11 protein-coding genes are annotated in these 14483 nt (G+C 52.5%); 3 read left to right on the forward strand and 8 right to left on the reverse strand.

The window, feature by feature from the left end:
- Positions 1–36: 36 nt before the first annotated feature.
- Entirely contained in the window at positions 37–852 is an 816-nt protein-coding gene (locus E1B03_RS25370; protein ID WP_103769455.1) for a helix-turn-helix domain-containing protein, read from the reverse strand.
- A 252-nt stretch (positions 853–1104) separates the two neighbouring features.
- Here E1B03_RS25370 and E1B03_RS25375 point away from each other — a divergent pair, with 252 nt between their 5' ends.
- Together E1B03_RS25375 and E1B03_RS25380 are read left to right on the forward strand one after the other, a co-directional pair.
- The gene (locus E1B03_RS25375) at positions 1105–2505 is read left to right on the forward strand and encodes an MFS transporter (RefSeq protein ID WP_133087128.1); all 1401 of its coding nucleotides are present in this window, start codon (positions 1105–1107) and stop codon (positions 2503–2505) included.
- A gap of 10 nt (positions 2506–2515) precedes the next feature.
- Positions 2516–4471 carry a glycoside hydrolase family 127 protein gene (locus E1B03_RS25380; RefSeq protein ID WP_133087129.1) on the forward strand — a complete coding sequence of 652 codons (1956 nt, stop codon included), beginning with the start codon at positions 2516–2518 and terminating at the stop codon, positions 4469–4471.
- Positions 4472–4571: 100 nt separating this feature from the next.
- Here the strand turns inward: E1B03_RS25380 and E1B03_RS25385 are convergent, their stop codons facing one another.
- Positions 4572–5312, reverse strand: coding sequence for a MipA/OmpV family protein (locus tag E1B03_RS25385; RefSeq protein ID WP_103769452.1), 741 nt, complete (start codon positions 5310–5312; stop codon positions 4572–4574).
- 121 nt (positions 5313–5433) lie between these two features.
- On the opposite strand from E1B03_RS25385, the gene E1B03_RS25390 reads away from it, so the two are divergent.
- Positions 5434–6396, forward strand: a complete 963-nt coding sequence (locus tag E1B03_RS25390; protein ID WP_133087130.1) for a LysR family transcriptional regulator — start codon at positions 5434–5436, stop codon at positions 6394–6396.
- 136 nt (positions 6397–6532) lie between these two features.
- Here E1B03_RS25390 and E1B03_RS25395 read toward each other — a convergent pair whose 3' ends face one another.
- The 6 genes from E1B03_RS25395 to selA all read right to left on the reverse strand — a co-directional run bounded on the left by E1B03_RS25395 (position 6533) and on the right by selA (position 14455).
- Positions 6533–7669, reverse strand: a complete 1137-nt coding sequence (locus E1B03_RS25395) for an HlyD family secretion protein (protein ID WP_103769450.1) — start codon at positions 7667–7669, stop codon at positions 6533–6535.
- A gap of 5 nt (positions 7670–7674) precedes the next feature.
- Positions 7675–7998 (reverse strand): DUF3302 domain-containing protein, encoded by a 324-nt coding sequence (locus tag E1B03_RS25400; RefSeq protein ID WP_103769449.1) that lies wholly within the window; start codon positions 7996–7998, stop codon positions 7675–7677.
- Positions 7999–8251: 253 nt separating this feature from the next.
- A complete protein-coding gene (aldB, locus tag E1B03_RS25405; protein WP_003827344.1) occupies positions 8252–9790 on the reverse strand; it encodes an aldehyde dehydrogenase AldB in 1539 nt (512 codons plus the stop codon).
- Positions 9791–9882: 92 nt separating this feature from the next.
- Entirely contained in the window at positions 9883–11034 is a 1152-nt protein-coding gene (yiaY, locus tag E1B03_RS25410; protein ID WP_133087131.1) for an L-threonine dehydrogenase, read from the reverse strand.
- A 188-nt stretch (positions 11035–11222) separates the two neighbouring features.
- Positions 11223–13067, reverse strand: coding sequence for a selenocysteine-specific translation elongation factor (selB, locus tag E1B03_RS25415; protein WP_133087132.1), 1845 nt, complete (start codon positions 13065–13067; stop codon positions 11223–11225).
- Positions 13064–14455 carry an L-seryl-tRNA(Sec) selenium transferase gene (gene selA / locus E1B03_RS25420; RefSeq protein ID WP_133087133.1) on the reverse strand — a complete coding sequence of 464 codons (1392 nt, stop codon included), beginning with the start codon at positions 14453–14455 and terminating at the stop codon, positions 13064–13066. Before selA ends, selB begins: the two co-directional genes overlap by 4 nt.
- Positions 14456–14483: the final 28 nt, after the last annotated feature.

Below are 14483 nucleotides of genomic sequence, written 5' to 3' on the forward strand. Positions count from 1 at the left end.
GGCCGGGTAAGCATAGCGCCACCCGGCAATCCTCACTTACGCCGAATTAATATGCTCTTTGCAATAGCGCCGTTTCCACGCCGCGGGCGTCAGGCTGGTATGCTTGCGGAAGATTTTGCGAAAATAACCCACATCATTGAATCCACATTTCATCGCCACTTCGGTAAGTGACAGCGAGTCACTGATCAACAGTTTTTCTGCCGCCCTTACCCGCTGGCGATGTAACGCTTCGGTTAGCGTCAGCCGGAAAGCGCTACGGAATACGCGCCCCAGATAGTCCGCATTACAATGCAGCTCTTTCGCCAACGTTGAGGCGCAAATCGGCAAGTGGAACTGGGTGTGGATTATTTGTTGTGCTTTCCAGGCCAGCGCATTGCCAGGGCTATCTGCGGGTTGCTCGCTGGCAGCGGCAGATATTTGCTGCAAAATCAGCAGCAGGATCAGTTCCAGCGCCATGCTGCGATGAATATTTTCCTGCTCGCGTAAGAACTGACGAAACAGCGAAATAATATATTGTGGCTCGTTCACCCGGGTATGCTGAGGGATAGCAAGTAATGGTTGCGTTATTGATGCGCTGTTTTCTTCCGTCATCTCAAAATGCAGCCAGTAAAATTTCAAATCAGCCGGAAATTGCCCGACGCCAATATGCGAGCGCTGCGGCCACAGCAACAAACTTTCTCCGGCATTCACGCAAAAAACGGTCTGCCCTTCGCGAATCGTTAATGTCCCTTTTTCGACAAAAATGATTTCCCAGGATTGCAGTTGCCGCGCCGGATGGCTACCCACGCCCCGGGAAATAAATAACCCGCCATTTTGGACTTTAATCGGAAGAGACATGGATAATTCGAGCATATATATTCAAATTCCCGCTTTTAGCATTAATTAAATCGTTCTTTATTATTGATTATTCACGATAAAACTACTTTTCGCCGGATCGAAATCACATTTTCATGATGAAGTCGGAATTGTCATCTTTTTATACTTTTCTCTTCCCTTGTTGCTCCAAACATTTCGTGCAGAATAAATAACGTACTTTGCAAATTACCCACAAATAACCCGCAGCGTAGCGGGGAACTTTCTGAACATCCTCTCCGGGAGTTATTTATGACTTCGGCTCCGATTACGACATCTGATTTGGCACAGCGTGCCCAGGACGACAAATTATCTCTGCGTGAAAAAATAGGTTATGGGTTAGGCGATGCGGGTGGGACGGTCATTACCTGTCTGATCATGAACTTCCTGACATTCTTCTACACCGATATCTTCGGGTTAACGCCCGCACTGGTCGGCACATTGTTTATTGCCCTGCGCGTATTTGACGCCATTTCCGACCCGATAATGGGCGTACTGGCCGACCGAACACAGAGCCGCTGGGGACGCTTTCGCCCTTGGCAGCTGTGGGTTGCGGTTCCCATTGGCATTATCGGCGTACTCACGTTTACCGTCCCTGACGCCAGCATGAGCGTAAAAATTGCCTGGGCGTTCGGCACCTATCTGCTGCTCTCCGTCGGCTATACCGCGATCAACGTGCCGTACTGTGCGCTAATCAACACCATGACCACCCGCCACAATGAGGTGATCGCCTGCCAGTCCTGGCGCTTTGTGTTGTGCGGCGTGGCGGGATTCCTTGTCTCCGTCGGCCTGCCGTGGATGGTGGATGTTCTGGGTCAGGGCAACGCTGCGCAGGGTTATCAGTTCGGCGTGGGTATCCTGTGTGCCATCGCGGTAGTGATGTTCCTGTGCTGCTTCTTCTGGGTGCGCGAGCGTGTGCCGCTGGCGATGATGGGGAAATTTACCCTGCGCGAACACATTGGCGGGCTGCGCAAAAATGACCAGCTATTACTGATGCTGGTGATGTCTTTCCTGCTGATTAACGTCTTCAATATTCGCGGCGGCGGGTACATGTACTTTATTACCTACGTGCTGGAAGGCAGCACCGCTTACACGTCGCTGTTTTTCACCATGGTCACCTTCGCATCCATTATCGGTTCAGTGATCGTCAGCCCGCTGACCCGCCGCATCGATACCGTCAAACTCTATTACTACACCAACCTGGTGTTGACGGCGCTGGCGGTGCTGATGTGGTTCCTGCCAACCGGTCCGGCTTATCAGACGCTGTGGCTGGCGGTGATCCTCGGCAACGGCATTATTTTGGGTTTCACGCTGCCGCTGCACTTCTCGCTGATGGCCTTTGCCGACGACTACGGCGAGTGGAAAACCGGCGTGCGTTCCTCCGGCATGAATTTCGCCTTCAACCTGTTTTTCATCAAGCTGGCCTGGGCCTCGAGCGCGGGGATCATCAGCCTGCTGTTTATTTTTGTCGCCTATCAGCCAGGCGCTGGCAACCAAACCGCCAGTTCGCTGCAAGGGATTACCGCGATGGAAACGCTGCTGCCCGCGCTGTTCCACCTGCTGTTGGCGCTGTCTATCCGCATTTGTAAACTCAATAACCCGATGATGTCGCGCATTGCCACCGATCTGCGTCAGCGTCATGTACAGCCTTAAGGAGCATGAAATGAACGTACTGGAAGTCGACCTGCATAAGCTCACGGTCAGCGATCCGTTCCTCGGACAATATCAGCAGTTGGTGCGTGATGTGGTGATCCCCTACCAGTGGGATGCGCTTAATGACCGCATTGCAGAGGCGGAACCAAGCCATGCGATAGAAAACTTCCGTATCGCCGCGGGGCTGCAGGATGGCGAGTTTTACGGCATGGTTTTTCAGGATAGTGACGTGGCGAAATGGCTGGAGGCCGTCGCCTGGTCCCTGTGCCAGAAACCCGATGCAGAGCTTGAGAAAACCGCTGATGAGGTCATTGAACTGGTGGCTGCGGCACAGTGTGAAGATGGCTATCTCAATACTTACTTTACGGTAAAAGCCCCGAATGAACGCTGGACCAACCTCGCCGAATGCCATGAGCTGTACTGTGCCGGTCATTTAATTGAAGCGGGCGTCGCATTCTTCCAGGCGACGGGTAAGCGTCGTCTGCTAGAGGTAGTGTGTCGGCTGGCAGATCACATCGACAGCGTGTTTGGGCTTGGTGAAAATCAGCTGCGCGGCTACCCAGGACACCCGGAAATCGAGCTAGCCTTAATGCGCTTGTATGAAGTGACTCAGCAGCCGCGCTATATGGCGCTGGTAAATTACTTTGTGGAACAGCGCGGCACCCAGCCCCATTTCTATGACCAAGAGTACGAAAAACGCGGGCAAACCTCTTACTGGCACACCTACGGTCCGGCGTGGATGGTGAAAGATAAGCCCTATAGCCAGGCACATCAGCCCATTTCAGAGCAGCAAACGGCTATCGGTCATGCGGTGCGCTTTGTCTACCTGATGACCGGCGTGGCGCATCTGGCACGCTTAAGTCAGGACGAAGGCAAGCGTCAGGATTGCCTGCGTCTGTGGAAAAACATGGCCCAGCGTCAGTTGTACATTACCGGCGGGATCGGCTCACAAAGCAGCGGCGAAGCGTTTAGCAGCGATTACGATCTGCCTAACGACTCCGTGTACGCGGAAAGCTGCGCCTCAATCGGACTCATGATGTTCGCCCGCAGAATGCTGGAAATGGAGGCCGATAGCCAGTATGCCGACGTAATGGAGCGCGCCCTGTATAACACCGTGCTCGGCGGCATGGCGCTGGACGGTAAACACTTCTTCTACGTTAACCCGCTGGAAGTGCATCCCAAGTCATTAAAATTTAATCATATTTATGACCACGTGAAGCCCGTTCGCCAACGCTGGTTCGGCTGCGCCTGTTGTCCACCAAATATCGCCCGCGTCTTAACCTCAATCGGCCATTACATCTATACGCCACGTCAGGACGCGCTATATATCAATATGTACGTGGGCAATAGTATGGAAATCCCCGTGGCAGATGGCTCGCTCAAACTGCGCATTAGCGGGGATTACCCATGGCATGAGCAGGTGAAAATCGCTATCGAATCACCGCAGTCGGTGTATCACACTCTGGCCCTGCGCTTGCCGGACTGGTGCTCCGCGCCGCAGGTTTTGCTGAATGGGCAGCCGGTTGAGCAGGATATTCGCAAAGGCTATTTGCACATCAGCCGAACCTGGCAGGAAGGCGATACGCTCAGTTTGACTCTGCCGATGCCGGTACGGCGGGTATACGGCAACCCACTGGTGCGTCATGTTGCTGGTAAGGTCGCCATTCAACGTGGACCGCTGGTGTATTGCCTGGAGCAGGCCGACAACGGCGAAGAGTTGCACAACCTGTGGCTGGCGAAAGAAAGTGAATTCAGAGTGTTCGAGGGTAAGGGGCTATTCAGTCATAAGATGTTAATTCAGGCTGAAGGTGTGAAACAAAGTAGCACCGACGCAACGCAACAACCTTTGTGGCACTACGATGTTTCACCGGCTTCGCGTCAGGCGCATACGCTGACGTTTATTCCGTGGTTTAGCTGGGCAAACCGTGGTGAAGGCGAAATGCGTATCTGGGTAAACGAGCAGTAGCTGAAAGCGTGCCGGATGACGACGCTTCGCGTCTTATCCGGCCTACAACCACCATCCAGGTAGGCCTGATAAACGAAGCGCCATCAGGCACGTATTTAAATCAGAAACGCCATGTCAGACCGGACATCAAGGTGAAGCTGTCATCGCGATCAACCATCGGGCTATTTTTAATGTCATCCGGCAGCGCACTATAGTTGGCGCTGGCCAGCAGCGTCAGGTTGCTGGTCAACGCGTATTTAGCGGACAGGCCAACATACGGTGTCCAGCTGTCCCCTGGGGAGTAGCTTGATAACCCACTACGGCGGGATTCATTGCCGGAAATGCCGTAGTAATATTCGTTGAAGTTTTCGTCATAGTAGAGCACGCCAATCGCAGGCGTCAGCGTCAGCTTGCCCATCGGCATTTGGCGGAACAGCGACAATTCCCCGACCCAACCATTGCTGTTATCCAGCACATCCGCTGCGGCAGAAACTTTCACGCTGCCCCATTTCTCATGGTGATACCACGCAGCACCCGCCATCGCGGTCGCATCACGCTTATCCAGCTTTTTCATCGCATGATCGTCGTTATCACCTGGATCAAACTCAAGCGGCATGTATGAGGCAGTGATGCTAAATTCATTACTTTCATTTTTTGAAAGAATATAACCTAACGTTGTTTGCCTAAAATAAAATGATTCACTTTCATAACTGACAAGTGGTACTGCGTGAACGTTATCATTATATCCACGATAAGGAGATTCATTATATACAGCGCCAGCACCAATAGAAAATTCTGCGGCAGTTGCACTCGCCATAAAAGAAAAGGCGAACAGCGCCACAATATTGCGTTTAATTAACATGCCAACATTCCATTTTAAAATAAGCTACAAAGCGCGTGCATAATAATGCTTACAATTTCATCGATGCAACATTCATATTTATATAGTAATATATACAAACATATATATATTGGGTTTGGCGATGAACAAATTACAACTCAAACACCGGGAACTGAAGATTATTTCGGTAATTGCTGCCAGTGAAAACATCAGTCATGCCGCTACGGTTCTCGGCATCGCACAGGCCAACGTCAGCAAATATCTTGCTGATTTTGAATCAAAAGTTGGATTAAAGGTGTTTGATCGCACCACCCGACAACTGACCCTCACGCCGTTTGGTACGGCGCTGCTTCCTTACATCAATGACATGTTAGACAGAAACGATCAGCTCAATAGTTTTATTGCTGATTATAAGCATGAAAAACGTGGCCGAGTAACGGTCTATGCACCAACGGGAATTATTGCTTACTTATCGCAACATGTTATTGCAAAAATTCAGAATATCGGCGGCATTAGCCTCTCACTTAAAACATGTAACCTTGAGCGGAAAGCATTTTATGAAGGCGTAGAATTTCCTGATGATTGTGATGTTTTAATCACCTATGCACACCCTAAGGATGAATCACTGGTCGCCAGTTTTATTACCAAATATGCAGTGACGGCATTTGCCAGCCCTGAATATGTCAAAGAACATCCTATTAGTAGTCCGGATGAACTGGAAGAACATTCCTGCATTCTGATTGATTCCATGATGATAGATGATGCCAATATCTGGCGTTTCACCTCCTCCGGCGGCAAGGAAATGCACGATTATCGGGTGACCGGAAATTATGTCTGCGACAATACACAGTCTGCATTGGCGCTGGCACGTAACCACCTGGGCATTGTTTTTGCGCCGAATGCGAGTGTACAAAAAGATGTTCAATCCGGATTGCTGGTTCCATGTTTCTCAGAACAGCATGAATGGTGGCTGGATTTGGTAGCGATTTTCCGCAAGCGTGAATATCAGCCATGGCGGGTACAGTTTATTCTTGATGAGATGTTGGCAGAGATCCGCCAGCAGCTTACTCAGTCGCTGGAGCAGCAGACTGAGCAAGCAAAATGAGGATACCAGACTCAACAGGCGTTATTGGCGCAGGTAGTTTGAACACGGACAGCGCGCAGAAACCGGAGCGTACACGCAGTACGTGAGGATTTCGAGCACTGCCCAGGTTCAAAATGGCAAGCAAAATAGCCTGTGCCTAGTGGTCGAGATACAGGTAATGCACCCAGCTGGTCATCCTCAGCAAGACCTTACGCATGACCGACACATGTTCGAAGTGGTCAGAGTAAACGGCGACCTGGGCGTAAATACCATCAGGTAACGCGCTCACATCCGCATTTTCATTCAGCTCAATTGTGGCAATCACCCCTTCAGAACCGGGCGTAGAATTTAAGGATTGCAGCGCCCCGTTCGACTGGTATGTCCCCCCCGGTACGGCCGGGCTGATGGCAGCCAGTTTACCGCTAAATACCTTACCCGGCAGGGCGTTAAACACCACTTCCGCTTCATCGCCTGGCTCCAGTCGCAGCAGCGAGTTTTGACGGAACTGGGCGATAATTTGCCGTTTTTGATCCGGAATAAACACCATCACCGGGCGCATTGGCAGCGCGGCGGCATAGGTTCCGGGACGCATCAATACCTGAGTAACGTAACCATCGCTGGGCGCGCGAACCACGGTCTGGTCCAGGTTAAACTCCGCTTCGGCCAACTGCGCTTTCAGGCTGGCAATTTGCGAATTTTCACCCTGCACCAGGCTGTCTAACTGACTCTGGATTTGCTGTTGTTCTGCAACAGAGGATTTCACCGCGGCTTCCTGCGCCAGATAGTTTTGCCGCGCCGCGTCGATATCGCGTTCAGAAAAAGGATTCACCTTCGCCTGACTCCCCTGCGCATAGCGCTGGTAATCTTTAGCCAGTTTGTCACGCGTGGCCTTTGCCCGCTGCGTGTTGGCTTGCATTTCGTCTAACTGCGCAACCAGAGCCTGCTCTTTATGCTGTGCGGTGACAATATCAGCTTTCAGACGATCTACCCGCGCCTGATAACGTCCCGGATTGAGTTTAAACAGAACCTCGCCTTTTTTGATCAGCGTATTCTTCTTATCCGTCACTTCCGTCACGACACCCGTTACCTGCGGTACGACGGGAATAGAAATTACCGCCTTTTGCGCCTTAAATGTATACGGATGGTTATAATTCATCAGTAATATCAGCCCGCAAACAATGAATATACCGCCCAATGCTGCGGTAGGTACTGTCCATTTATTTACAGGAATTTTAAATATTTTAAATATTGACCATGCGCACGCGACATAGGTCAGAACGATCAGTAAATCCATCGATATTACTCCGCCGGAGAGGTCTTCGCCTCACCCAGTTTCTTTTCCAGATCGGCAACCCTTGCCTGAAGCTGGATCAGGGAAGAATCCGCGCTCTGCATGCCCCACCCGCGTTCCGGACGATAAAGCGTTGCCCAGATCCATAAAAAGGGCCAAATAACATGTAAGGTAAACAAGCTCACCCAGCCAGCGACATGTATTGCGTCAGCATGAGGATGGTTACGTTTCTTTGCAATTAGATAGGGAATATCATGCAGAATAATAATCCCGTAAAAAATGACCAGGAATACAAAAATAAGCACTCCTAATGCAAAATAATCAAGGAACATATTTGCCTCAGGGATTTAAATAAAAAATTCGGCTGCTATTTGATTTAAACAATAGAGTTGATAATAGTAGTGGAATGACCAGATTGGATGCAATGGTGTTATTTATATAACGATATATGGGTTTCTATATATACCCGTTGTCTTTCGAGCTGCTTCTTTGTTGGCTGCGTTCGTTCACCCCAGTCACTTACCTGAGTAAGCTCCTGGGGATGCCCGGTACGCTAAACGCGTCCGGGCAGTAAGTGACAGGATATTAAAACAGTCCCAGCGGTTTATCTGAGTAACTCACCAGCAGGCATTTGGTTTGCTGATAATGCTCAAGCATCATCTTGTGCGTCTCGCGCCCGATGCCCGACTGCTTGTAGCCGCCGAACGCCGCATGCGCCGGGTAAGCATGGTAACAGTTGGTCCATACGCGCCCTGCCTGAATCCCGCGGCCCATCTTGTACGCCAGATTTCCATTACGGCTCCAGACACCAGCACCGAGTCCGTATTGGGTGTCATTGGCGATTTCCAGCGCCTCTTCCATGGTTTTGAAGGTCGTGACGGCCAGCACCGGTCCAAAGATCTCTTCCTGGAAAACCCGCATGTTGTTCTTACCAAACAGAATGGTCGGTTCGAGGTAATAACCCTCTTTCAACTCGCCATCCAACTGCTTGCGCCGTCCCCCGGTAAGAACATCGGCCCCTTCTTTCTTACCAATGTCGATGTAATTCAGAATGGTTTCCAGTTGACCATGCGACACCTGCGCACCCATTTGCGTCACGCTATCTAACGGGTTGCCGCTACGAATACTCTCCACCCGGCGAATCGCTCGTTCCATAAAACGTTCGTAAATGGATTCCTGCACCAGCGCACGGCTTGGACAGGTACACACCTCGCCCTGGTTAAAGGCAAACAGCGCAAAGCCCTCCAGCGCTTTGTCAAAGAACGCATCTTCTTCATCCATCACGTCAGCGAAGAAGATATTGGGCGATTTCCCACCCAGCTCCAGCGTGACGGGAATAATATTCTGCGTGGCGTACTGCATGATCTGCTGCCCGACCTCCGTTGAGCCGGTAAACGCCACTTTCGCAATGCGTTTTGACGTCGCCAGATACTCACCGATTTCCCCACCCGCGCCGTTTACCACGTTCACCACGCCAGGCGGGAGCAAATCGCCGATGACTTCCATCAACAACAGTACAGACAGCGGGGTCAGCCGCGCAGGTTTAAGCACCACGCAGTTACCCGCCGCCAGCGCAGGTGCCATCTTCCAGCTCGCCATCAGCAGCGGGAAGTTCCACGGGATAATTTGCCCTACCACGCCAAGAGGTTCATGGAAGTGATACGCCACGGTCTCGCTATCAACCTCGCTGATTCCCCCTTCCTGCGCACGAATACAGGAAGCGAAATAGCGGAAATGGTCAATCGCCAGCGGCACGTCTGCCGCGCTGGTTTCGCGGATAGGTTTACCGTTATCCCAGGTTTCGGCAGTCGCCAGCAGCTCGAGATTTTGCTCCATACGATCGGCGATTTTGAACAGAATCGCTGCCCTGTCCTGCACGGATGTCTGCGCCCACTTATCTTTTACTTTGTGCGCGGCATCCAGTGCCAGATCGATATCCTTTTTGCCTGAAGAGGCCACTTCGCACAGTAATTGCCCGGTTACCGGCGTCAGGTTTTGGTAATACTCACCGTCTGCCGGTGCGACCCAGTCACCGCCGATAAAGTTATCGTATCGGGCTTTCAACTTCAGAGGGTAACCATACTCGCCGGGATAAATACGCGTTGAAGGGGGGTTATTGGTCATGACCGTCTCCTTGCTGTAGGGGTACTTCAAGGGTAGACGGGGCTGGCGAATTATTCGCCAGCCATTTCCTGCTTTACGACAGGTATCACGAATTACATGGCAGCGCGATAAATCGCCATGATTTCTTCATGAGTCGCCTGAATTGGGTTAGTGAAACCACAGGCATCTTTCAGGGCATTGGTCGCCAGAACAGCAATATCTTCTTCCTTCACGTTCAGCTCACGCAGACCGGCTGGAATATTCACCTTCTGCGCCAGTTCGCGGATCGCCGCGATGCAGGCTTCCGCCCCTTGCTCTGCGTTCAATTCCGCAACGTCCACACCCATCGCCGCAGCGCAATCGCGCAGACGAGCGGCAGCCACTTTGCTGTTGAAAACCTGCACATGCGGTAGCAGTACAGCGTTACATACACCGTGCGGCAGATCGTAGAAACCACCCAACTGGTGCGCCATGGCGTGCACGTAGCCAAGAGAGGCGTTGTTAAAGGCCATACCCGCAAGGAACTGCGCGTAGGCCATCGCTTCACGCGCCTGAGCGTTGCTGCCATCTTCAACGGCGACCGGCAGGTTTTCGGCAATCATAGTAACCGCTTTCAGCGCGCACGCATCGGTAATAGGAGTCGCAGCAATAGAAACATAGGCTTCGATAGCATGAGTCAGCGCATCCATACCGGTTGCCGCCGTCAGAGACTTCGGCATGCCGACCATCAGCGAGGAGTCATTAACGGAAAGCAGCGGCGTAACGTGTTTATCCACAATCGCCATTTTAATGTGGCGTACTTCATCAGTAATAATGCAAAAACGGGTCATCTCAGACGCCGTACCCGCAGTGGTGTTAATGGCAATCATTGGCAGCTGTGGTTTTGCAGAACGGTCCACGCCTTCGTAATCGCGAATATCGCCGCCGTTAGCCGCCACCAGCGCAATGCCCTTCGCACAATCGTGCGGAGAACCACCACCGAGGGAAATAACGCTATCACATTGGTTTTCTTTCAACATTTGCAGGCCAGCAGCAACATTACTGGTCGTGGGATTAGGATGCGTACCGTCGTAAATTACGCTGGAAATATCACGTTCCTGTAATGCCTTTTGAATCTCGCCAGCCATACCTAATTTCGTCAGCATGGCATCCGTGACAATCAGCGTACGGCGAAAACCATATTCCGCCATTGTATTCATCGCGTCTTTTAATGAATCAGCGCCGATTACATTCACGGAAGGAATAAAAAATGTTGAAGCAGCCATTGTACGATCCTTAATTACTCAAAAGAGTCAGGAAGCATACGTGTGAAATATCCAACAAAATATGATCGTGGTTGTTATTTTAATAACACCTAAAATTAAAAAGCACATTAGGTTCATATTCTAATGTGCTTTTTTCAGTCAATATATATTTTGTATTAATTCATTTAATCCATGAATTAATTGTTTCATTATTTTTCCGGGAACAATAACGCATCGCGTAATAAATGATCATTTCCCCGGCGACGCGTAAAACCAATGCGGTCAAAATATTCCAGAATCTGGATAGCCAATTTGCGCCCGACGTTAAGCCTGTCGCGGAAATCAGCCGCACAGGTCGATCCTTTCTCCTGATCCAGCTCGCGGATCATATTGGCAAAGGCCACAATCCGGTCGTTACGGTAATAGCGATCTTTTACGATCGCGGTAATGATGCCTTGCTGTGCAGCTTGTCGTAACGCCACGCGCATCATCTGCTCATCCGTACCGGTCTGTTTTGCCAGATCGCGTACCCACCACGGTTCATCGCCAAAAAGCGGTTCTGCTTTTAACCAGATTGCCTGCTGCTCATCGCTAAAACCCGCCTTATGATCCGGCAAATGCAGCCAGCCATGATGGCTATGGATGGCGCCGCTCTCGCGCATCTTTTCAATCAGCAGCAAAACCAGCGCTTCGTCTTCCATCGGCAAAGCCATACGGCGCAGACGTTCGCGTCCAGGCCCTGGCTCATCACGATGCTGTTCGTGGTAGGTCGCCAGCGTATCGAGTACTTTTCGCTGCCAGCGCGCGGCAACGGGAGCATTCAACAGGCTGTATCCCGCCTGAATAAAGCCATGTTGTTCAATCAACGGACGCATACCGTTACCGTTGAGCTGACGCGCCCAGGCGAAGTCAGGAATATTCACCGCTCCGCGCGTCAGATGCAGCGCCAGGGCGTCACCGTCACTCTGCGCCTTCTCCAGCGCCGACAGCCACTGCAGATATTCCGGCTTACGTTTCCCGCGACGTGGCGGATTGAGGGTTACCACGCGCGCGCCAGCCAGCGTCGTTCGGGCAGAAATATCGCGCAGCACCAGACGGTCGTTATCAGCAAGCCAAAGCGGTGCATCAAACACCAGTTCCGCCAGCGTTCCTTCAAGCAGCGAGATTCGCCCGGTTACATGACTGGCCGCGTGGTGTATATGCAACGGCTGCCACTGCATCAGCGGCGCGGCATGTTCTAAAGAAACAATCACCCGGGTAAAAGCCTCTGGCGGCGCATCGGAAAGCAGCCAGTCACCACGGTTAAGTTCTTCTTTTTGCGCATCGCCGGCAATATTCAGCGCAATACGTTGCCCCGCCTGCGCGCGATCGGTGGCCTGATTTTGCGCATGCAGGCTGCGTACGCGCATCGGTTTGTTGACGCCCGTGAGCCACAGCGTGTCACCAACATTCACTTCACCGCTAAGCGCCGTCCCGGTCACCACCAGCCCCGCGCCTTTGACCGTAAAGGCACGGTCAATCGCCAGGCGAAAGCTGCGATCGCTGGCATGCTCGCGCGACGGTAATTGCAGCAAATGCTCACGCAGTTCTTCGATTCCACGGTCTTCACTGGCGGCCGTCACGAACAGAGCCGCATCGGCGAAACCATAGTTCTCAAGCGTAGTGTGCACCTCGGCACGTACCGCGTTGATGCGATCCTCATCTACGCGGTCGGCTTTCGTGAGCGCCACGGTGATCTGCGGATTACCCGTCAGTTGCAAAATTTGCAAATGCTCACGCGTTTGCGCCATCACGCCATCATCACACGCAACCACCAGCAGCGCGTGGTCAATCCCGCCGACACCCGCCAGCATGTTAGACAAGAACTTTTCGTGTCCGGGAACATCGATAAATCCCAGTATCCGCCCGTCCGGCTGCGGCCAGTAGGCATAGCCGAGATCGATGGTCATACCGCGCTTTTTTTCTTCCGGCAAACGGTCGGCATTCACGCCGGTAATCGCCTGTAATAACGTTGTTTTACCGTGGTCAACGTGTCCGGCGGTTGCAATAATCATTTCAGCATCATCTCCATAAACCGGGGTTCGTCTTCAAGGCAGCGCAGATCCAGCCACAAGCGGCCATCATAAATTCGCCCAATGACCGGCACGGGCAACGTGCGCCAGCGGGCGGCCAGCGCTTCAAGGCGGCTACCGCGCCCGTCATGGGGGGTAAAGGTTAATGCCGCGCTGGGCAGCCTATCTACAGGTAGCGAGCCGCTGCCAATCTGCGACAGGCAGGGCATCACATTCAGGGCAAATTCGTCGCCGTAATGCTCGGCAAGCTGTGCCTGTAAGTGTTGAGCCTGCGCGTGGATTGCCTCTTGCGAGCGGGTGAGCTGGCGTAGCGTCGGCAACTTCGCCGCCAGTGCTTCCGGGTGCAGATAAAGGCGCAGCGTTGCTTCCAGCGCAGCCAGCGTCATTTTATCAGCCCGTAACGCACGTTTCAGCGGATGACTCTGTAAGCGAGCGATCATCTCTTTTTTACCGACGATAATCCCGGCCTGCGGCCCACCCAGCAGTTTATCGCCAGAAAAACTCACCAGACTGACGCCTGCGGCAATCAGCTGCTGCGGCATCGGCTCCTGCGGTAATCCATACTGGCTGAGATCGACCAGCGAACCGCTGCCGAGATCCGCCACCACCGGTACATCCAGCTCCTTGCCAATAGCGGCAAGCTCTGCCTCATCCACCGACTTCGTAAAGCCTTCGATGCTGTAATTACTGGTATGCACTTTCATCAGCAGCCCGGTGTTTTCATTCACCGCCTGACGATAATCTTTCGCATGGGTCCGGTTGGTGGTACCCACTTCGCGCAGCATACATCCGGCCTGGCACATAACGTCCGGAATCCGAAACGCGCCGCCAATTTCTACCAGTTCGCCGCGTGAAACGACCACCTCTTTACCGTTAGCCGTGGCGGCCAGCATCAGCAAAACCGCTGCCGCATTGTTATTAACGATACAGGCGTCTTCCGCCCCCGTCAGACGACAAAGTAAATCAGCCAGGGCCCGATCCCGATGTCCGCGCCCGGCATCATCCAGGCTGTATTCCAGCGTCACCGGCGTGCGCATCGCCTGCACAACCGCCTCGATCGCTTCTTCGGCCTGCGACGCGCGACCCAGGTTGGTGTGCAGCACCGTACCGGTCAGGTTAATCACCGGACGCAGCGCGCTTTGCGATTCTCGTTCCAGCCGGGCACTGGCTTCTTGCGCCCAGTCTTCACACCATGCCGGGAGCGCGTGCGTGTCGCGGATGGCTTCTCTGGCTTCGTCGAGCATATGACGCAGCAGGTCAACCACCCGGGTATGACCGTGAGACTCTCGTAAGGCTGGGAAGGCACTATCGCGCAGTAAACGATCGATAGCAGGAAGCTGGCTGTAGAGTGAACGCATGTCGGTTGTCATGAAAGGGCCTGGCTGTTGGTGGCCCTCT

The organism is Citrobacter arsenatis (assembly GCF_004353845.1).
GTDB classification, from domain to species: Bacteria; Pseudomonadota; Gammaproteobacteria; order Enterobacterales; family Enterobacteriaceae; genus Citrobacter; species Citrobacter arsenatis.